The following is an 18,790-nucleotide window of genomic DNA, read 5'->3' as shown; positions in this document are numbered from 1 at the left end:
CAGTTTTTGCTCAACGTTTACGGGGTAGCCGTTCTCACCAGACGGACTTTATGGGGCTCAAGGATTTTACAAGCGCCAAAGCAATTGGAAGTTCCCGTGTAAAAATTGATGTGCCATGCATTCCGACTATCCGCCACATAAGGTGACGATGTCCAGAACTGGGCGTTTGGTATGTTCGGGAATACGACAATGTTCGCACTCGGATTCCAGCACCGACGTTCAAAAATGGATAACAGCTCGTTTTTGTTGGGCAGGCGCCAATCACTGTAACCGGCAAATGTTGCGCTATCTGCCTGCTGCAATGCCTGACTCCAAGTATAACCTGTCATACTCCCCGTACAGTCACCAGTCTCAGCGTTCCACGTTTGGCCCAAGCCGCAACGCATCCACATCAGTTGAGTCGGTTTGTGAACGGCAGTTCCGTCCGTGCCCAGCTCGAAATCAGAAGTTGGGGTTGTCGCGGTAATCGCCGGATTTTCATTGGCGCACTGCGAAGTTGATTCCTGACTGTTTGCGTTTAACGGTAACACCACGGCAGCCAGAAACATCCAAGACTTTACTCTATTAACCATCATTACTTGATCTCCCTTCAGTCCCGAATGTCTGCGTAACGCACGAGGCGAACATGTTTGGCGGTAGATTTTGCGGAAGCCTCCCCGAACTCGTCCATGTTGCCAAATAAGAGATTAAAACTAATACTCAATGCTTCTTGGCCAGAAAAATAAGGGCTAGATGTTGCAGTCCAATAGCGTCCGCTCAAAGTATTGGGAAACAAATTAATATCAATTGCAGGGTCGTTTTTGCCACTGTGATGGATACTGGCCAGTGCTTCGATCGGAGGCAAGCGCCAATCACTGGCACCACACAGGTTTTGAGCGTTAACAGCCTCGACGTAAGCTTTTGTATCACAAGAGGCACCATTGCAAGTCCCACCGTTTTCAGTGCCTTGGGTACCACCGTTAGTGGTCGGATTGTCGTTAAACCAGCTGTAGGTATGGTCTTTATCCCGAAGACCACCATCATCCGTTTTCACTTCCCAAATCAGGTCCGTAACATTATCCCGCACACAGGACCACGTTGTTGCGTCTGGTGGTAGCTCACTACCGTCATTGGCAATCTTGGTAAAATCAAAGCCCGCATCACCAAAACCTTCTTTGACCAGAGCTCCCGAGCGGGCCGCCGCGTCGCGCCCATAGTCCCCATCCTGGCCAGAGAAGCCTGTAACAGGGCATGGCTGATTATTTGCGTCATTGCTGGCACACCAAATAATGCCGGTGTCATTCAAGGCACGTGCTGTAACGACGGGGGCTTCCGATGTTGCGGTAACTTCGGAGCTGAGTGGGCTTTCAAGATCATTCGCATCTTTGGCTGTGACAGCAAAATGGTAAGGCGTTCCATTTGTTAAACCCGTTACTGTGTAGCTAGCTTCAGTAATTCCTGTACATACTGAAAGCTCGGAACTATAAGACGCCGCGTTATCAAGATTAATGTTTTCAGTTTCACTGACATAAACGCAGTATTGAACCGCAGGTGTTGTGGCAGCCCAGGAGAGCTCCACTGAGCCATTCTGAGGCGATGCTCTAAGTTCGACAGGCGGCAGTAGTGCAAATTCTACTGTGACAGAACAGGAGGTGCTAATTGCACCTGTTGTGTATGTGCTCCCTGAGAGGTTGCCGGAGCATCCCTGAACGCTGTTTAGCTTGTACCCCTCCTGAGCGGTAAGCTCAAAAACCTGAGTAAGACCCTCTTCAACGGTGGCTTCGGTTGGGGAGATGAAGCCGCCGGGCTTTACATTTGTCGTAAGTTGGTAAGTTTTATTAGTGGGAGTTGGAAGTTGTTCTTCTGGTTGTGCAGTCTTTTCTGAGTCTTTCTCTTCCTGCGAAGCAGAGGGATCATCGCTAGTGGACGAACCTCCACCGCCACATCCTGCCAATAATAAAATGAGTCCAGCCAGCCATAGCTTATACTTCATATTTTTCCCCAAACAAATAACGTCCAATTATTAACAAATCGCAATAATAGAATAAAACTTCTAAGAATCAACTAAGTTTTCTGAAAAAAAATCGAATATAGATGCAATCTGCACAAATCAAACATGCGGTATCAGGAATGATCGGTGTATCTTTTGTTCCAGCCATCCGCGGTTAAACACATTCACCCGCCCCATCCTCATCGTCAGCTTTCCTCACCCCGATGTTGCTGCGCCCACAAGCGCGCGTAGTGTCCACCGGCCGCCAGCAGTTCGTTATGGCTGCCACTTTCCACAGTCCGGCCGCCGTCCATCACCAGAATGGTGTTGGCATCGCGAACTGTGGATAACCTGTGGGCAATCACCAGGGTGGTACGCTGGCGGCTGACCTCTTTCAGGGCGCCGAGGATAGCCTGTTCGGACAAGGAGTCCAGGGAGGAGGTTGCCTCGTCGAGGATCAGTATTGGCGGGTTCTTCAGGATCACCCGGGCAATCGCCACTCGCTGTTTTTCGCCACCGGACAACTTCAGCCCCCGTTCGCCCACCTTGGTGACGTAACCTTCCGGCAGGCTGTGGATAAAGTTTTCCAGGTGGGCCATGCGCGCGGCCCGTTGTACTTCTTCCTCGGTCGCTTCGGGGCGGCCGTAGGCCAAGTTTCGGTAAAGCGTGTCATTGAACAATACGGTGTCTTGGGGAACCACACCGATAGCGGAGCGTAAGGAGTCCTGGGTGACCTCACGGATGTCCTGACCATCAATCCGTATGGAACCGTTATCCACCTCATAGAACCGGAACAGCAGCCGGGCGAGGGTAGATTTGCCGGCACCGCTGGCGCCAACCACAGCCACCGTGTGGCCGGCGGGGATGGTGAAGTTCACATCCTGCAAGATGGGGCGGTCGGGCCGGTAAGCGAAGTGGATATGTTCAAAGCGTACCTCGCCCTTATCCACAGCCAGGGGCTGGGCATCCGGTGCGTCCTGGATGGCGGGTTGATCGCCCAGCAGTTTGAACAGCCGCTCCACGTTCACCAGGGCCTGGCGGATTTCCCGGTAAACGAAGCCCAATGCGTTCAGGGGAATGAACAGCTGGATCAGGTAGGCGTTGATCATGGTGAAATCGCCCAGAGTGATTTCGCCGCTGGCCACTTCGCCCACCGCCATGGCCATGATTACGATCAGCGCCACTCCGATGATCAATGCCTGGCCGGCGTTCAGGGTGGCCAGGGACAGGCGGTTCTTCAGCCGGGCCTTTTCCCACTCATCCAGGTCCTGGTCGTAGAGCTCGGCTTCGTAGCGTTCGTTGTTGAAGTATTTGACGGTTTCGTAGTTGAGCAGGCTGTCGATGGCCCGGGAGTTGGACTGGTTGTCCCGGGCATTGGCTTCCCGCACGAACCGGGTCCGCCACTCGGTGACCCTGATAGAGAACACCACATACACAACCACCGCCACCAGAATGGCGACGACATACCCGACGTTGAACACCACCAGCAGGATGCCCGCCACCAGCAGGATTTCCAGGATGGTAGGCACGATGTTGAACAGGGTGAAGCGCAGCAGAAAGCTGATGCCGTTGGTGCCCCGTTCGATATCCCGGGCCAGGCCGCCGGTTTTGCGGTCCAGGTGAAAACCCAGCTCACGCTGGTGCAGGTGCTCGAAAACGCGCAACGAAACCCGCCGCATAGCCCGCTCCGCCACCCTCGCAAACACGGCATCCCTCAGTTCGCTGAACAGGGTGGCACCAAAACGCAGGCTCCCGTAGGCCACCACCAGCACAACCGGAATCCACAGCAGCATATCGGCACCGCGGTTCTGGTCCAGGTAATCGACGATGTACTTCAGCGCGATCGGGGTGGCCACGGTGGCCAGCTTGGCCAGCACCAGCAGGGACAGCGCCAGCACCACCCGGCCACGGTACTCGGCCAGGTAGGGCCAGAGGCCGGCAATCACTTTCCAGTCAGGTTTATGGTCGGCAGGGTAGTCGTTATCAGCGTAGGCGCGCACGGGATTTCCTGTTCGGTTGGCAAGGAGCAGATTGTGCCAGATTCATCGTATACTGTGGGCATTCACAAGGTGCCTGACGCGCACCCAATTTCCAGACTCAGGTATTTGCATGACTTCGGAACCCTCCAAAGCCAAGACCACGCCGGATCATCAACCCCGGCCCTGGATTGACCTGCTGGTCAGTATCATCCTTCCCTCCGTCATCCTGATGAAGTTCAGTGGCGACGAACACCTTGGCAGTGTCAATGCACTGCTCATCGGCCTGGCCTTTCCCCTGGGCTGGGGCTTGTTCGAGCTGGTCCGGTATCACAAGAAGAACTTCATTGCCCTGCTGGGCCTGGTCAGCGTCGGCCTGACCGGGGGCATCGGGCTACTGGAGCTGGATGCCGGCTGGCTGGCCATCAAGGAAGCCGCGGTGCCGGCGGTGATTGGCCTGGCAGTGCTGGTTTCCACCCGCACGAAGTACCCGCTGGTGCGCACCCTGCTTTACAACCCGAATGTTCTGGATGTGGATAAGATCCATGCTTCGCTGGAAGAGCGGGGCAGTGTCGAGGAATTCGAAGGGCGGCTGATGAAGGCCAGTTATTTCTTTGCCGGAACCTTCCTGTTCTCGTCCATCATGAACTACGTGCTGGCGAAGTGGATTGTGGTCAGCCCGTCCGGCACCCAGGCGTTCAATGAAGAACTTGGGCGGATGACGCTGGTCAGCTACCCGATGATCGCCATTCCCTCCATGGTGATGATGATGCTGATTTTCTGGTACCTGTGGCGCACCATCCGCAGGCTCACCGGCCACACCCTGGAAGAGGTGATGGCACCGCACCTGGTGGAGAAAGAAAAGGAGAAGGAACGGAAGCGGGCACAGTCTTCCAAATAGTACGGTCTGGAATATGCACCCGGTACTGATAACAAAAACGGTGGCTCCTTGCGGATGCCACCGTTTTTTTTGGCCTGGATGGCGCCTGGGAATCAGACGTCCAGGTTGGTCACTTCCAGTGCATTGGTCTGGATAAACTCGCGGCGGGGTTCCACGTCGTCGCCCATCAGGGTGGTGAAGATCTGGTCGGCCGCGATGGCGTCCTCGATGGTGACCTTCATCATCCGGCGGGTTTCCGGGTCCATTGTGGTTTCCCACAGCTGTTCCGGGTTCATCTCACCCAGACCCTTATAGCGCTGGATGTTCAGGCCGCGCGAGGCTTCCTTCATCAGCCACGCCAGGGCGCCCTCAAACGACAATACAGGCTGCTTACGCTCACCTCGCTGGATGTACGCACCATCTTCGATCAGGCCTTCCAGGGTTTCGCCAAGGCGGGCAATGGCCTTGTAGGAGGCAGATTCGAAGAAATCGTGGCTGAACACGTGCTCGTAGGGAATACCGTGCACGTAGATGGTTACCTTGGGCAGGTACAGGCCGCGTTCTTCGTCCCGGGTTACCGAGAAGGTGTACTTGGTGCCGGTCTTGGTATCCAGCTCCAGGCCTTCTCCCAGGCGCTCCACCCAGCGTGCGACCGTTTCTTCGTCCTTCAGCTGCTCCGGTGTCAGGGTGCTGTTGTAGATCATCTGCTGCAGCACCATGGCCGGGTAGGCACGGGACAGGCGTTCAATCATTGCCATCACCGCCTGATAATCCTTCACCATGGTCTCCAGGGCGGAATCCTTGATGGCCGGAGCCTCAGGGTTCACATACAGCTGGGCGCCTTCCAGGGCGGTCTGGGTCAGGTAGGCTTCCTTCGCCTTCTCGTCCTTCAGGTACTGTTCCTGCTTGCCACGCTTGACCTTGTACAGGGGCGGCATGGCAATGAATACATGGCCCCGCTCGATGATTTCACGCATCTGCCGGAACAGGAAGGTGAGCAGCAGGGTACGAATGTGGGAGCCGTCTACGTCGGCGTCGGTCATGATAATGATGGAGTGGTAACGCAGCTTGTCCGGGTTGAACTCTTCCCGGCCGATACCACAACCCAGGGCGGTAATCAGGGTGCCCACTTCCGCCGACGACAGCATCTTGTCGAACCGGGCTTTTTCAACGTTCAGGATCTTACCTTTCAGGGGAAGGATGGCCTGGGTTTTCCGGTCACGACCCTGCTTGGCACTACCACCTGCAGAATCACCCTCCACTATGAACAGTTCAGACAGGGCCGGGTCTTTTTCCTGGCAGTCCGCCAGCTTGCCGGGCAGGCCGGCGATATCCAGCGCACCCTTGCGGCGGGTCATATCCCGGGCTTTACGGGCGGCTTCGCGGGCACGGGCCGCTTCGATCATCTTGTTGACGATGACCTTAGCTTCGTTCGGCTTTTCCTGCAGGTAGTCGGCAAACTTCTGGTACAGCTCCTGCTCCACCGCGGTTTTCACCTCGGAGGAAACCAGCTTGTCCTTGGTCTGGGACGAGAATTTCGGGTCCGGTACCTTCACGCTGACAATGGCTGTCAGGCCTTCCCGGGCGTCATCACCGGAGGTGGCAACCTTGGCTTTCTTGCCCAGGCCTTCCTGCTCGATGTAGTTGTTCAGGGAGCGGGTCAGCGCCGCCCGGAAGCCGGCCAGGTGGGTACCACCATCACGCTGGGGGATGTTGTTGGTGAAGCAGTAGATGTTCTCCTGGAAGGCGTCGTTCCACTGCATCGCCACTTCCACGGCAATCCCGTCTTCACGTTCATGGGTGAAGTGGAACACCTGGTTCAGCGGGGTTTTGTTGGTATTCAGGTGCTCAACAAAGGCCCGCAGACCGCCCTCGTATTCAAACACCTCTTCCTTGCCACTGCGCTCGTCGGTCAGGCGGATACGGACACCACTGTTCAGGAACGCCAGTTCCCGTAGGCGCTTGGCCAGGATGTCGTAGTGGAACTTGATCTGGGTGAAGGTTTCCGGAGAGGGAATAAAATGAACCTTGGTACCGGAATCCTGGGTATCACCGACCTCTGTCAACGGAGCATTGGGCACACCGTGGGTGTAGCTTTGCTCGTAGACCTTGCCATCACGGCGGATGGTCAGGGTGAGGGTAGAGGACAGGGCGTTAACCACCGATACACCCACACCGTGCAGACCACCGGAAACCTTGTAGGAGTTGTCGTCGAACTTACCGCCGGCGTGCAGTACGGTCATGATCACTTCGGCGGCGGATACCCCTTCTTCTTCATGGATATCCACAGGGATACCACGGCCGTTATCCTTGACCGTGATGGACTCATCGGGGTGGATGATCACGCCGATTTCAGAGCAGTAACCCGCCAGAGCCTCGTCGATGGAGTTATCCACCAATTCAAAGACCATGTGGTGCAGGCCGGTGCCATCGTCGGTATCGCCGATGTACATACCCGGGCGCTTGCGCACCGCATCCAGCCCTTTCAGGACTTTGATGCTGGAGGAATTGTAGTTCGATTCACTCATTAACGAGACTCCTGAGGTGATTCCCGGTCTATTCTTCCGTCAATTTTCCATGTTCCACGTGGAACATTCTGTATTCAGGTGCGTCCACACCCGCCCATAACACGTCGGGTTCCGGGTGTTCGATGGAGGTAATAAACACCTGACAACGCAATTCCTGGAGCTTTCGGGCCAGCATAATCCGGTGGCGCACATCCAGCTCCGCATTGATGTCGTCCAGCAGGAAGGTTACCTGTTTGCCAAGATCGCTCAGTACCTTACCCTGGGCAATCTTCATCAGGATCACGAGGGTCTTCTGCTGCCCCCGCGAGAAGGTTTCGGCCACCGGTCGTCCGCCCAACTTCAGACGGATGTCTGCCCGGTTAGGGCCATACAAAGTGTGCCCCATCCGGCGTTCCTGCTCCCGGTGACTGGCCAGAACCTGCACCAGTGACTGGCTACGATCCCAGCCCGGATAGAACTCCAGCCTGAGACCATCGGTCCATCCGGCGTCCAGTTCTTTCAGCACACCATTGAAGGCTGCCTTGAACTTCCTGAAAACCTGTTCCCTGATGTCGCTGAGGGTTTCTGCAAGGGTACCAAACTGGTTATCCCATACCCGCATCAATGATTCGTCCAGTCTACCATTTCTGAGCGTTTGATTCCGCTGCGATGTCACTCTCTGGCATTGTTGCCAGGTTAAAGAAAAGGAAGGTTCCACGTGGAACACTAACCAATCCAGAAACTGGCGACGCTTGCTCGGCCCCCCGGCAACTATGTCGAAAACGCCAGGGTCAATCACGGATACCGGCAGATGCATGGCCAGCGCCGACAAACTGCGAACCGCCTCTCCATCCACACGCAGCGTGGTTTCCTTGGCGGAAATATCCCGGGCAATCCCCAGCCTGTGGATAACTGCTTCGCCGCCGTCGCTGTCCGGGGTGTCCAGACCTTTGTCCAGGCCACCAAACACGGTGAGCTTGCTCTGGCCATGGGCAACGACAGCCTGGTGCCGGGTAACCCGGAACGAGCGGCCCAGCCCGAGGTAGCCGATGGCTTCCAGTACGCTGGACTTACCACTGCCATTGGCACCGTAGAGCAAATTAAAGGAGGGAGAGAAACTGATAGAATCTGGCGCCAGGTTACGAAAATTCTGAGTCTGAAGTTTCACTAGCGCCATAGGGAGAACATCTCGATAAACCTGAGCCTTGTTAATGCAGCATGGTCAGGCGTTCATCCATAAACACATCCATTTCCGGCGCCAGGATATGCACATAGCGGTCGAAATACAGGAACTGTTTCAGTAACAGCGCGAACTCCCTTGGGAAATGCAGCCCGTGGCTTTCGCCCACCTTCACCATATCCATCAGGATGTTGTTCACATCATCCTCGGCCTGGTCGACCTGGTAGGGGACATCGTCAGGAACCATGCGATCCATCTGCCGGTACAGTTTCTGCAAATCCGCAGACAGGTCTTCCACCCGCACGGACCGGCGGGTGACGCCGATACGGATCATGGCATCGGCCATACCGTCAAAGTTACCCACCATGATGGCGGAAATGAAGTCACTGACCGCCTGCCAGGTGTCCGGCTTTATCCGGCCAACAATACCAAAATCGATAAACCCGACCCGGCCGTCTTTCAGCACCATCAGGTTACCGGCGTGTACATCGGCGTGGAAAAATTCGCACTTAGTCAGACTGGCAAACCAGGTATTCATCGCCGTAATCAGGGTACGCTCCGGATCGCTGGAAAATCCGCGAATGCTTTCCAGGTCGGTCAGCGGCACACCGTAGAAACGTTCCATGGTCAGAATCCGGCGACTGCTACAGTGCTCGTACACCCGGGGAACCGTGGCGTCTTCGTTGTGGGTATCATGCAGAAACTGCCGGAACACCTTCAGGTTATTGGCTTCCTTGATGAAGTCACACTCTTCCATCATGGTTTGCTGGATTTCATCGACAATGCCGGACAGCGACGTCCAGGACAGTTTCGGCGCCAGGGTTTCCAGAATCCGCGCAGACAGGTACAGAAAGTTCAAGTCGGTCAGCAGGATGTTTTCCACACCCGGTTTCTGAACCTTGATCACCACATCTTCACCGGTCACCAGCTTTGCCGCATGTACCTGGGCAATGGATGCGGAGGCGAGGGCAACCGGATCGATCTCGGCAAACACCTGGTCAATCGGCCGGCCCAGTTCATCCCGGATAATCTTGCGGATAACGCTGAAGGGTAGGCTCGGGGTTTTATCCAGGCAATACTGGAACTCCTCCACATACTCCTTAGGGAAAAAGGTCGGCGAGCTGGCGATAAACTGCCCCAGCTTGATGTAGGTGGCACCCAGGTTTTCGAAGGTCTGGCGCAGCAGCTGCGGGGTAGGGGGGCGATCGCCCCGCACCCAGTTCAGCCCGGTACGGCCCAGCACCGACAAGGTCTGGCCAATTCGGAAAGCACCTTTGATTCCATTCGTTACGGCACCCATAAACTCCTCCGGAAATAATTACAGCCGCATGGGCATGACAACATACAGACTGCTGTTGTCATTTTCGGCTTCAATCAGCGCACTGCTGTTTGGATTAGACAGAGTGATCTTCACCTGGGCATTGTCCAGGACGTTCATCACATCCACCAGATAGCCTACATTGAAACCGATCTGCAGGGATTCGCCCTGGTAGTCTACCGGCAATGCATCTTCGGCCTGTTCCTGGTCCGGGTTGTTGGCAAATACCTGCAACTGCCCGGGGGACAGGTTCAGGCGCACGCCGCGAATGTTTTCGTGAGACAGGATACCGGCCCGCTGCAGGGTATTTTTCAGGGTGGCGCGATCGGCCAGCACAACCTTGTCACCACCGCGCGGAATCACCCGGTTGTAGTCCGGGAACTTGCCTTCAATCAGCTTGGAGGTAAAGGTGTAGGCGCCCACCGTGGCCCGCAGGTGGTTGTCCCCGATCACCAGGGTGACCGGAGTTTCTTCGTCTGCCAGCAGACGCGCCAGTTCCAGTACGCCTTTCCTGGGCACAATCACCTGGCGCAGGTCCGGGCAACCGGTCTGCAGGTCTCTGTGCGCCATGGCCAGGCGGTGGCCATCGGTGGCTACAACGCGCACGTGGCCGCTGTCCACTTCCAGCAACAGGCCGTTCAGGTAATAGCGCACATCCTGCTGCGCCATGGCAAAGGCGGTGGCGTCCAGCATGCGGCCGAGTTCTTTCTGGGGCAGTTCCAGGCGGAAACTTTCCGGCTCGTCTTCGACATTCGGGAAATGCTCTGCCGGCAGCGTCGACAGGGTGAAGTGGGAATTGCCCGCGCGTACGTGAAGGCGGTCGCCTTCCAGTGCCAGGTCAATCGGGGCTTCATCGCCCAGGGCGCGGCAAATGTCCGACAGCTTGCGGGCCGGCACCGTGATCCTGCCGGGCTGGTCGACGTGCACCGGGGTAACACGGCCTACCAGCTCCACTTCCATATTGGTACCGGTCAGCGTCAGAGTATTGTCTTCCGCTTCCAACAACACGTTGGACAGCACCGGCATGGTCTGTTTCTTTTCCACAACGCCCGCAATGCTTTGCAGCGGGGTGAGCAGGGATTCACGGCTGATTGTCAGTTTCATGGCACTCGGCTTCAGTTATCGGAAGTGAATGTTATTGGTTTTGCCACCCCGGTCAGGTGGTCAGCAGTCTCATAAAGTTCTGGTAGTCTTCCCGGATGCCCGGATCAGTTTCCTGCAACTCGACTATCTTCTTGCAGGCGTGCAGCACCGTGGTATGGTCCCGTCCGCCAAAGGCATCGCCAATTTCCGGCAAACTGTGGTTGGTCAGTTCCTTGGCCAGGGACATCGCCACCTGGCGGGGCCGGGTTACGGTACGGGTCCGGCGCTTGGACAACAGGTCCGATACCTTGATCTTGTAATACTCCGCCACGGTGCGCTGGATATTATCAATACTGACCTGCTTTTCATGCAGCGCCAGCAGGTCTTTCAGGCTTTCCCGGATAAACGGCGGGGTAATCTCCGAACCAGTGAAGTGAGCATTCGCTATCACCAAACGCAGTGCGCCTTCCAGCTCTCGTACGTTGGAGCGGATTTTCTGGGCAATAAAAAACGCGGCTTCACTGCTCAGCTTCACATTGGCCTGCTCGGCCTTCTTCATCAGGATGGCAACCCGGGTTTCCAGCTCCGGCGGCTCGACCATCACCGTCAGACCCCAGCCGAACCGGGATTTCAGCCGCTCTTCCATATCCACGATTTCTTTCGGGAAACGGTCGCAGGTCACGATCACCTGCTGGCCACCCTCAAGCAGCGCATTAAAGGTGTGGAAAAACTCTTCCTGGGAACGCTCCTTGCGGGCGAAGAACTGGATATCGTCGATCAGCAAGGCATCGACCGAGCGGTAATAGCGTTTGAATTCGTTGATGGCGTTCAACTGCAGCGCCTTGACCATATCGGCTACAAACCGTTCCGAACGCAGATACGCTACTTTGGCCTTCGGGTTGCGACGGACAATCTCGTTACCGATGGCGTGCATCAGGTGGGTCTTACCCAGGCCAACGCCCCCGTAAAGGAACAACGGGTTGTAAGCACCACCGGGGTTTTCCGCCACCTGCATGGATGCCGCGCGGGCCAGCTGGTTGGACTTACCTTCTACAAAGGTATCGAAGGTAAAGGTTTCGTTCAGGAAACTCTGGTGCTTGATATCACCTTCAACCTGCACCGGGCGCCGTTCACTGCTACCGGCCCTGCCCGCCGAGGTACTGCCGGGGGCCTGGGCCGGACTGGCCACCGTAGCCGCCACGCTTTTCTCTTCTTCGGTCACCGTCTGGCCGGTTTCATCCGCCAAGCGTTCCGGAACCGGCTCGGCCACTGAACGCACCACCGGCTCACTGGCCTTGGGTGCAGACCCCACTTTCATCTGCACCCGGGGGGCCTGGCCACCGCCCAGTTCCTTTAATACTTCTTCTATACGCCGAAGGTATTTTTCATTCACCCAGTCCATCACAAACCGGTTGGGGGCGAACAGCACCAGCTGCCCCTCCCGCTGGTCCGACTGAAGGGGCCTCAACCAGGTATTAAACTGCTGTGCGGGAAATTCATCCCGGAGTACTTCAAGACATTGATGCCACATACTGTTCGGCACGACCGCCTGCTCCCGACTACCTAACTACCTGACTGTTCTTACACCGGAAAGGTCTTTCCCGTTGCTCAAGGTGACCCCGGATTCTACCGCGAGCGGGGGTTCAGTAAAAGGCCGGCTGTTCAGGTCATGAACAGCCTGTGGAAACTTTTCATGTTCAGTTTCAAATTCTTACAAACCTATCTACAGCCTTGTGTACAGAAAAGCTCTGAAAAAAAGTTATTCACAGGGCTCTGTGTAAACCGTTACCTCAACCCTGTGTGCAACACCTTGACCGCTCCATGGATAACTCGCTCCCGGATTCCAGACCCGACTTGTTCACAATTCGACCGGGCATTCTCCACAGGGCTCAGAGCAACCTGTCACAAGCCTTATCATTATTCTAGGATTCTGTTTCTATAGGGATTTTCATGCTTTTCCACAGAAATCATGGTGCCTAATAACAGTAATAAATAATCTTTGAAAGAATTTAAAAAAGACTTATAGATTCTGTTATCGAGCCTTGCGGGTTTTACCCATACGGAAAACTCGCTTCAGATATCGCTCAAACATTGAACTTGCCGCAGGATTTGACTAGAATGCCGCTCCTGTTTTGGCTGTCTATTTTCCAGCCAGTTACCAATGTCCATTGACGAGTTGTGAGATCATCACCATGAAAAGAACATTCCAGCCAAGCGTCCTGAAGCGCAAGCGTGTTCACGGTTTCCGTGCCCGTATGGCGACTGCGAACGGCCGTAAGGTAATTTCCCGTCGTCGTGCCAAAGGCCGCGCACGTCTGTCTGCGTAACTTTACGCTTGCCTCATGAAGGCTTTGACGTTTCCGAAGTCTCATCGACTGTTGAAACCTTCGGACTACAGCAAGGTCTTCGATGGCGTACAGCTGAAAGTTCCGCACAGGAATTTTCTGATCCTGGCTGCCCCCAATAATCTGGGTCACGCCAGGGTCGGACTGATTTTCTCGAAAAAAAACCTGAAACTGGCGGTCCAGAGAAACCGGATCAAACGTCAGGTACGGGAAACCTTCAGAAAACAGCAGGATTTACCTGCCCTTGACATCATTGTTCTTGGCAGACAGGGCCTCGCCCAGCTGGAAAACGCAGCCGTGCATTCCGCTTTGGACGATATCTGGCACAGAGTGAAAAAGCAGTTCAACAAGCAACTCGAAAAAACGTACCAAAAATCAACGTCTGAGGGCTCAACCACGACGTCCCGAGGTACCGATTGATGCGCCAGTTACTGCTTTTGCCCATCCGGTTCTACCAATATGCCATTTCTCCAATGATGGCTAGCCATTGCCGGCACTACCCTACCTGTTCACAATACGCTCTCGAAGCCATTCAGCATCATGGCGCTGTCAAAGGCAGTTACCTGGCAGGTGCGCGTCTACTCAGATGTCATCCCTGGGCCGAAGGCGGTTATGATCCTGTACCGGGAACCGGACACGTTGCTCCGGAACCAACCGGCAACATGACTGAACCCACACACACCACTATTCAGACCAGACGCTAAGTTTATGGATATTCAACGCATCGTATTGTTTGCCGGTCTTGCGATTGTCAGTTACCTGATGGTGCTAGCCTGGAACGAAGATTATAACCAGCCGCAAACCAGCCCTGTGGTACAGGCTGAGTCCTCCGTTAACGGCAACTTGATGGCAGACGATATGGTGTTGCCGGAGGCCGGATCCACCGCATCAGGCAATGAAGAGTTTGCCACCCCGGAAAATACCGGCCTGGCATCAACGCCTACAGCTGCCGAAGGGTCGGTCAGCAATCGCTACATCACTGTAACCACGGACGTTTTCCAGCTGAAGATTGACCGTATTGGCGGTAATGTGGTGGAAAGCTCACTGCTCCAGTACGACGAATCCCTCAACAGCGAACAACCGCTGAAATTGCTGACCAATACCCAGACCCGTACCTACCTGCTGGAAAGCGGACTGATCGGCCGTGATGGTCCGGATGGAAGTAACGCTTCGCAGCCGCCGGTGTTCAGTGCAGAAAGCAGCGAATTCGAGTTATCCGAAGGGCAGGAAGAGCTCAACATCGACCTGACCTTTACCACCGACCAGGGCGTAGCCATCACCAAGCGTTACCTGCTTGCCCGGGACAGCTACGAAATTGGTGTTCGTTACCTGATCAGTAACAACTCCGAATCCGAGTGGCAGGGCAACTTCACCGGCAAGATCGTTCGTGACGAGGCTCCGGACCCCACTTCCCAGGCCAGCATGGGCATCCGGGCTTATCTGGGCATGGTGATCAGTACCCCGGAAGATCCGTACGAGAAGTACGATTTCGAGGATCTGTCAGAGAAGCGCATCAATCAGTCGGTCACCAATGGCTGGCTGGCCTTCCTGCAGCATTACTTCCTGACCGCATGGGTACCCGAGCGGGACCAGAAAGCCCAGTTCCAGACCACCCGACGGGGCGATCTCCATGTCATGGGCTTTGTTTATCCTGCGACGACGGTAGCACCGGGTGAGACCGTGGAAGTGGGCGCCACCGCTTATGTAGGCCCCAAGATTATTGATCGGCTGGAAGCTCTGGCTCCCAACCTGGATCGCACCGTTGATTTCGGCTGGCTGTTCTTCATTTCCCTGCCGCTGTTCTACATTCTTGAATGGTTCTATGGCCTGGTCGGTAACTGGGGTGTTGCCATCATCCTGCTGACGGTGTTGGTAAAAGCGGTGTTCTTCCACCTCTCCGCCACCAGCTATCGCTCCATGGCGAAAATGCGCGCGGTCGCTCCGCAGCTGACCCGGCTGAAAGAGCTTTATGGCGACGATCGCCAGCGCATGTCCCAGGAAATGATGGCGCTGTACAAGCGCGAAAAGATCAATCCGCTGGGTGGCTGTCTGCCGATCCTGGTGCAGATGCCGGTGTTTATTGCCCTTTACTGGGTACTGTTTGAAAGCGTCCAGCTTCGTCATGCGCCGTTCATGCTCTGGATTCAGGATCTGTCCCAGATGGACCCGTACTTCATCCTGCCGATCCTGATGGGTGCCAGCATGTTCATCCAGATGAGCCTGAACCCTACGCCGCCCGATCCTATGCAGGCCAAGATCATGAAGCTGATGCCGCTGATCTTCACCGTATTCTTCCTGTGGTTCCCGGCCGGTCTGGTTCTGTACTGGCTGGTCAACAACATTCTTTCGATCTCCCAGCAGTGGTACATTACCCGCAAGATCGAAGCGGAAACTGCAGGCAAGAAGTACTGATTCAACAGTGCTCCTGACCTGACAAAGGCTCCCTTGGGGAGCCTTTGTTTTTTCTATTCCAGGAAAACCAAGATGCAGCCAGCCACAGATACCATTGCCGCCATTGCCACCGCCCCGGGCCAGGCCGGTGTAGGGATTGTCCGGGTGTCCGGTCCGAAAGCCATGGCCATTGCCCGCACAATGCTGGGCTATGAACCAAAGCCCCGGTATGCACACTACGGCCCGTTCCGGGACCGGCAGGGCGAGCTGATCGATGAAGGCATCGGCCTGTATTTTCCCAATCCGCACTCCTTTACCGGCGAAGACGTATTCGAGCTTCAGGGCCACGGTGGCACGGTGATCCTGGATATCCTGTTACGGGAAGTCTGCAGCCTGGGCGCCCGGCTGGCCCGGCCTGGTGAGTTTTCCGAAAGGGCCTTCCTGAACGACAAACTGGACCTGGCCCAGGCCGAAGCCATTGCCGACCTGATCGAAAGCAGTTCGGAACAGGCGGCCCGCTGCGCGGTGCGTTCCATGCAAGGGGTGTTCTCCAAACGTGTGGATAACCTGGTGGAGGCCATCACCCACCTGCGCATCTACGTGGAAGCAGCCATCGATTTTCCGGAAGAAGAGATCGATTTCCTGGCCGATGGCAAGGTGGCTTCTGACCTGCAGAGCCTGCTGGAGCAGGTGCAGCAGATTCTGGGAGAAGCCCAGCAAGGCACTATTTTGCGGGACGGCATGAAAGTGGTCATCGCCGGCCGGCCCAATGCCGGAAAATCCAGCCTGCTCAATGCCCTGGCGGGCAGGGAAGCGGCGATTGTGACCGCCATCGAAGGCACTACCCGGGATGTGTTGCGCGAACATATCCACATTGATGGCATGCCGCTGCACATCATCGACACCGCCGGCCTGCGCGACAGCCCGGACGAAGTGGAGCGCATCGGCATTGCCCGGGCCTGGGAAGAAATCCGCCAGGCAGACCGCATCCTGTTGATGGTGGATGCCACCACCACCGACAAAACCGAACCCCATGAAATCTGGCCGGACTTTATTGACCAACTGCCCAAGGGCGCACCAGTCACCGTGATTCGCAACAAGGTGGACCTGACCGGTGAACCGGTCGGCATCAGCGCCGAGCCGCACCAGGCGGCTCCGGTTATCCGGCTGGCGGCCAAGGCCGCGGAAGGCCTGGAGGTCCTGCGTGATCACCTGAAGGAGAGCATCGGCTTTGCCAGCACCACCGAAGGCGGCTTCCTGGCCCGGCGCCGGCACCTGGATGCCCTGGAACGGGCCCGGGACTCCCTGCTGCAGGGCCAGGCCCAGCTGGAAGGTTACGGTGCTGGCGAACTGCTGGCCGAAGACCTGCGGGCGGCGCAGGATGCGCTGGGGGAAATTACCGGGCATCTGACACCGGATGAGTTGTTGGGCAAAATCTTCTCGTCGTTTTGCATCGGGAAGTGAAGTGGTAAAAAAAGGGTTATCCACAGCAACCAAAAGCAAATCAAGTAACTGTTTATAAAGGGTTTTATTCTTTCTCGCTGTTTTTGTCTTTCCATTTTTCTCGATGATTTACCCCGAGAGTACCCCGAAGTATGGTCTTGGGGGACTCTTGGGGTACAAATGGAGGAAAAGGTGAAAATCAGCATCGAGATTCGGAAACCAGATACAGAAGGAAAGCGGGCAATCCGCCTGATTTACTATGGCGGTTCCTACACAGATCCGGAGACTGGCAAGCGTCGGCATAAGCGATCTCGGGAACCCTTGGATTTGTTCCTGTATGACAAACCCAGAACGCCTGCGCAGCGTCATCACAACAAGGAAGCCGAGCGCGCAGCTGAAGCAATCCGCGCAAAGCGCCTTTATGAATATGAAACCGGCAAGCACGGGCTCGGAGGCACCAATCAACTAAAGGCGAGCTTCTTCGATTATTTCCAGTCCATCACAGATGAAAAAGCCGCGGGTAGTAAGAGTAACCATTCAATCTGGGTTTCGACACTCAAGCATCTGAAAGTTTTCCACAGGCTTCCGGAGCTGACGTTTGAGGAAGTAGACCAGGCTTTCCTTGAGGGCTTCAAACATTACCTTACCCACATTGCACGCACTAAAAGTACCGCCCCTCTCAGCTCTAATACCCAGCATGCGTACTTCAATAAACTTCGGGCTGCTCTGAACCAGGCTGAGCAGCAGGGTATTATTCATGACAATCCGGTTCGCCGAGTAAAGAACATCAAACCAGAGAACAATCAGAGGGTGTACCTCACGGAGGACGAGCTGCGGGCTTTGGCCAAAGCCGATTGCAGATACGAAGTGCTGAAGAGGGCATTTTTATTCTCGGCGTGTACTGGCTTGCGATGGTCCGATGTGCAGAAGTTGGTTTGGGGGGATGTGGAGCAGTTCTACGATGGGCACCGGGTCATCTTTCGTCAGAAAAAGACCAAAGGGCTGCAGTACCTGGACCTGAATCGCACTGCCATTAAACTCATGGGTCTTCCCAAAGATCCATCTGAGCGCGTGTTTAAAGGCTTGAAATATAGTAGCTGGCACAACTTGGAGCTGATGAGATGGGCTATGGCGGCCGGAATCACGAAAAAGATCACTTTCCACAGTGCACGCCACAGCTTCGCAGTGATACAACTTTCCAGAGGTGTGGATATCTACTCGGTATCGCGCCTTCTGGGACATTCGGAGCTTCGGACTACCGAAATATATGCAGACATCATCGAAACTAAACAGCGAGAAGCGATGGTCAGCTTCCCTGAAGTACTTTGATAAACCCGGAGGAGTAGGAACCCACCTCTCCTGGAAAGAAAACATGTGCCGGGGCATCCAGCCCCGGCACTAGGTAGTAGAAAATTATAGATAATTTTAGATCAGATCCGTGGATGTGCCGGAATCACTTGATACTATTGAGCTTCCGGCATTTTTGGTGTGACTGTTAAGGGGGGGAGTTGTGACCGTTAACGGGGGAGTTTGTGACTGTTAACGGTGGGCCTCAGGATCTCATATCGACCTTTGGAGTACTCGGTTACCTTCCAACCAATACCACCCAACTCTGATATGGCTTCCCGTGTTCTGCTTAATCGCTTACGAGTGGTTGAAGCACTCGCCTCTGTGGCAAGAGTTATTGTCAAATCTGGT

16 protein-coding genes are annotated in these 18,790 nt (G+C 55.4%); 7 read left to right on the top strand and 9 right to left on the bottom strand.

Annotation, left to right across the window (positions count from 1 at the left end; translation table 11 throughout):
* Positions 1-17 precede the first annotated feature (17 nt).
* From Q668_RS16990 to Q668_RS14810, 3 genes are all read right to left on the bottom strand, one after another.
* A complete protein-coding gene (locus tag Q668_RS16990; protein ID WP_081697622.1) occupies positions 18-575 on the bottom strand; it encodes a DUF1566 domain-containing protein in 558 nt (185 codons plus the stop codon).
* Positions 576-589: 14 nt separating this feature from the next.
* Positions 590-1,972, bottom strand: coding sequence for a DUF1566 domain-containing protein (locus Q668_RS16985; protein ID WP_081697621.1), 1,383 nt, complete (start codon positions 1,970-1,972; stop codon positions 590-592).
* A 203-nt stretch (positions 1,973-2,175) separates the two neighbouring features.
* Positions 2,176-3,969: an ABCB family ABC transporter ATP-binding protein/permease gene (locus tag Q668_RS14810; protein WP_022990410.1), complete on the bottom strand. Its 1,794-nt coding sequence runs from the start codon at positions 3,967-3,969 to the stop codon at positions 2,176-2,178.
* A gap of 109 nt (positions 3,970-4,078) precedes the next feature.
* Here Q668_RS14810 and Q668_RS14805 point away from each other — a divergent pair, with 109 nt between their 5' ends.
* Positions 4,079-4,846, top strand: coding sequence for a VC0807 family protein (locus Q668_RS14805; protein WP_022990409.1), 768 nt, complete (start codon positions 4,079-4,081; stop codon positions 4,844-4,846).
* A 92-nt stretch (positions 4,847-4,938) separates the two neighbouring features.
* On the opposite strand, the gene gyrB is transcribed toward Q668_RS14805, so the two are convergent.
* The 5 genes from gyrB to dnaA are packed head-to-tail and all read right to left on the bottom strand — an operon-like array spanning position 4,939 to position 12,456.
* The gene (gene gyrB / locus Q668_RS14800) at positions 4,939-7,353 is read right to left on the bottom strand and encodes a DNA topoisomerase (ATP-hydrolyzing) subunit B (protein WP_022990408.1); all 2,415 of its coding nucleotides are present in this window, start codon (positions 7,351-7,353) and stop codon (positions 4,939-4,941) included.
* A 28-nt stretch (positions 7,354-7,381) separates the two neighbouring features.
* The gene (gene recF / locus Q668_RS14795; protein ID WP_022990407.1) at positions 7,382-8,509 is read right to left on the bottom strand and encodes a DNA replication/repair protein RecF; all 1,128 of its coding nucleotides are present in this window, start codon (positions 8,507-8,509) and stop codon (positions 7,382-7,384) included.
* A 31-nt stretch (positions 8,510-8,540) separates the two neighbouring features.
* Positions 8,541-9,812, bottom strand: coding sequence for an ABC1 kinase family protein (locus tag Q668_RS14790; protein ID WP_022990406.1), 1,272 nt, complete (start codon positions 9,810-9,812; stop codon positions 8,541-8,543).
* An 18-nt stretch (positions 9,813-9,830) separates the two neighbouring features.
* Positions 9,831-10,934 carry a DNA polymerase III subunit beta gene (dnaN, locus tag Q668_RS14785; RefSeq protein WP_022990405.1) on the bottom strand — a complete coding sequence of 368 codons (1,104 nt, stop codon included), beginning with the start codon at positions 10,932-10,934 and terminating at the stop codon, positions 9,831-9,833.
* Positions 10,935-10,986: 52 nt separating this feature from the next.
* On the bottom strand, positions 10,987-12,456 hold the full coding sequence (gene dnaA / locus Q668_RS14780) for a chromosomal replication initiator protein DnaA (protein WP_036220203.1): 1,470 nt from the start codon (positions 12,454-12,456) through the stop codon (positions 10,987-10,989).
* A 649-nt stretch (positions 12,457-13,105) separates the two neighbouring features.
* Here dnaA and rpmH point away from each other — a divergent pair.
* The 6 genes from rpmH to Q668_RS14760 all read left to right on the top strand — a co-directional run bounded on the left by rpmH (position 13,106) and on the right by Q668_RS14760 (position 18,421).
* Entirely contained in the window at positions 13,106-13,240 is a 135-nt protein-coding gene (gene rpmH / locus Q668_RS16980; RefSeq protein ID WP_008172542.1) for a 50S ribosomal protein L34, read from the top strand.
* Between the two features lie 15 nt (positions 13,241-13,255).
* On the top strand, positions 13,256-13,678 hold the full coding sequence (gene rnpA / locus Q668_RS14775; RefSeq protein WP_036220201.1) for a ribonuclease P protein component: 423 nt from the start codon (positions 13,256-13,258) through the stop codon (positions 13,676-13,678).
* Positions 13,678-13,962, top strand: coding sequence for a membrane protein insertion efficiency factor YidD (gene yidD / locus Q668_RS16975; protein WP_081697620.1), 285 nt, complete (start codon positions 13,678-13,680; stop codon positions 13,960-13,962). Before rnpA ends, yidD begins: the two co-directional genes overlap by 1 nt.
* Before the next feature lie 4 nt (positions 13,963-13,966).
* Positions 13,967-15,670, top strand: coding sequence for a membrane protein insertase YidC (gene yidC, locus Q668_RS14770; RefSeq protein WP_022990402.1), 1,704 nt, complete (start codon positions 13,967-13,969; stop codon positions 15,668-15,670).
* A gap of 72 nt (positions 15,671-15,742) precedes the next feature.
* Positions 15,743-17,113: a tRNA uridine-5-carboxymethylaminomethyl(34) synthesis GTPase MnmE gene (gene mnmE, locus Q668_RS14765; RefSeq protein ID WP_022990401.1), complete on the top strand. Its 1,371-nt coding sequence runs from the start codon at positions 15,743-15,745 to the stop codon at positions 17,111-17,113.
* 171 nt (positions 17,114-17,284) lie between these two features.
* A complete protein-coding gene (locus Q668_RS14760) occupies positions 17,285-18,421 on the top strand; it encodes a site-specific integrase (RefSeq protein ID WP_036220251.1) in 1,137 nt (378 codons plus the stop codon).
* A 188-nt stretch (positions 18,422-18,609) separates the two neighbouring features.
* Here the strand turns inward: Q668_RS14760 and repC are convergent, their stop codons facing one another.
* A complete protein-coding gene (gene repC / locus Q668_RS17790; protein WP_227498377.1) occupies positions 18,610-18,783 on the bottom strand; it encodes a replication protein C, IncQ-type in 174 nt (57 codons plus the stop codon).
* Between the last annotated feature and the right edge of the window lie 7 nt (positions 18,784-18,790).

This window comes from Marinobacter sp. ES-1 (genome assembly GCF_000475255.1).
GTDB classification, from domain to species: domain Bacteria; phylum Pseudomonadota; class Gammaproteobacteria; order Pseudomonadales; family Oleiphilaceae; genus Marinobacter; species Marinobacter vinifirmus.
Note: the sequence above shows the minus strand (reverse complement) of the source record. Positions and strands in the feature narration are given on the sequence as shown.

Excerpts from the sequence above, each read along its gene's own strand:
- recF (WP_022990407.1), bottom strand. The coding sequence starts at position 8,509 with ATGGCGCTAGTGAAACTTCAGACTCAGAATTTTCGTAACCTGGCGCCA.
- Q668_RS14790 (WP_022990406.1), bottom strand. The coding sequence starts at position 9,812 with ATGGGTGCCGTAACGAATGGAATCAAAGGTGCTTTCCGAATTGGCCAG.
- gyrB (WP_022990408.1), bottom strand. The coding sequence starts at position 7,353 with ATGAGTGAATCGAACTACAATTCCTCCAGCATCAAAGTCCTGAAAGGG.
- yidC (WP_022990402.1), top strand. The coding sequence starts at position 13,967 with ATGGATATTCAACGCATCGTATTGTTTGCCGGTCTTGCGATTGTCAGT.
- Q668_RS14805 (WP_022990409.1), top strand. The coding sequence starts at position 4,079 with ATGACTTCGGAACCCTCCAAAGCCAAGACCACGCCGGATCATCAACCC.
- dnaN (WP_022990405.1), bottom strand. The coding sequence starts at position 10,934 with ATGAAACTGACAATCAGCCGTGAATCCCTGCTCACCCCGCTGCAAAGC.
- Q668_RS16985 (WP_081697621.1), bottom strand. The coding sequence starts at position 1,972 with ATGAAGTATAAGCTATGGCTGGCTGGACTCATTTTATTATTGGCAGGA.
- mnmE (WP_022990401.1), top strand. The coding sequence starts at position 15,743 with ATGCAGCCAGCCACAGATACCATTGCCGCCATTGCCACCGCCCCGGGC.
- yidD (WP_081697620.1), top strand. The coding sequence starts at position 13,678 with ATGCGCCAGTTACTGCTTTTGCCCATCCGGTTCTACCAATATGCCATT.
- rnpA (WP_036220201.1), top strand. The coding sequence starts at position 13,256 with ATGAAGGCTTTGACGTTTCCGAAGTCTCATCGACTGTTGAAACCTTCG.
- Q668_RS16990 (WP_081697622.1), bottom strand. The coding sequence starts at position 575 with ATGATGGTTAATAGAGTAAAGTCTTGGATGTTTCTGGCTGCCGTGGTG.
- rpmH (WP_008172542.1), top strand. The coding sequence starts at position 13,106 with ATGAAAAGAACATTCCAGCCAAGCGTCCTGAAGCGCAAGCGTGTTCAC.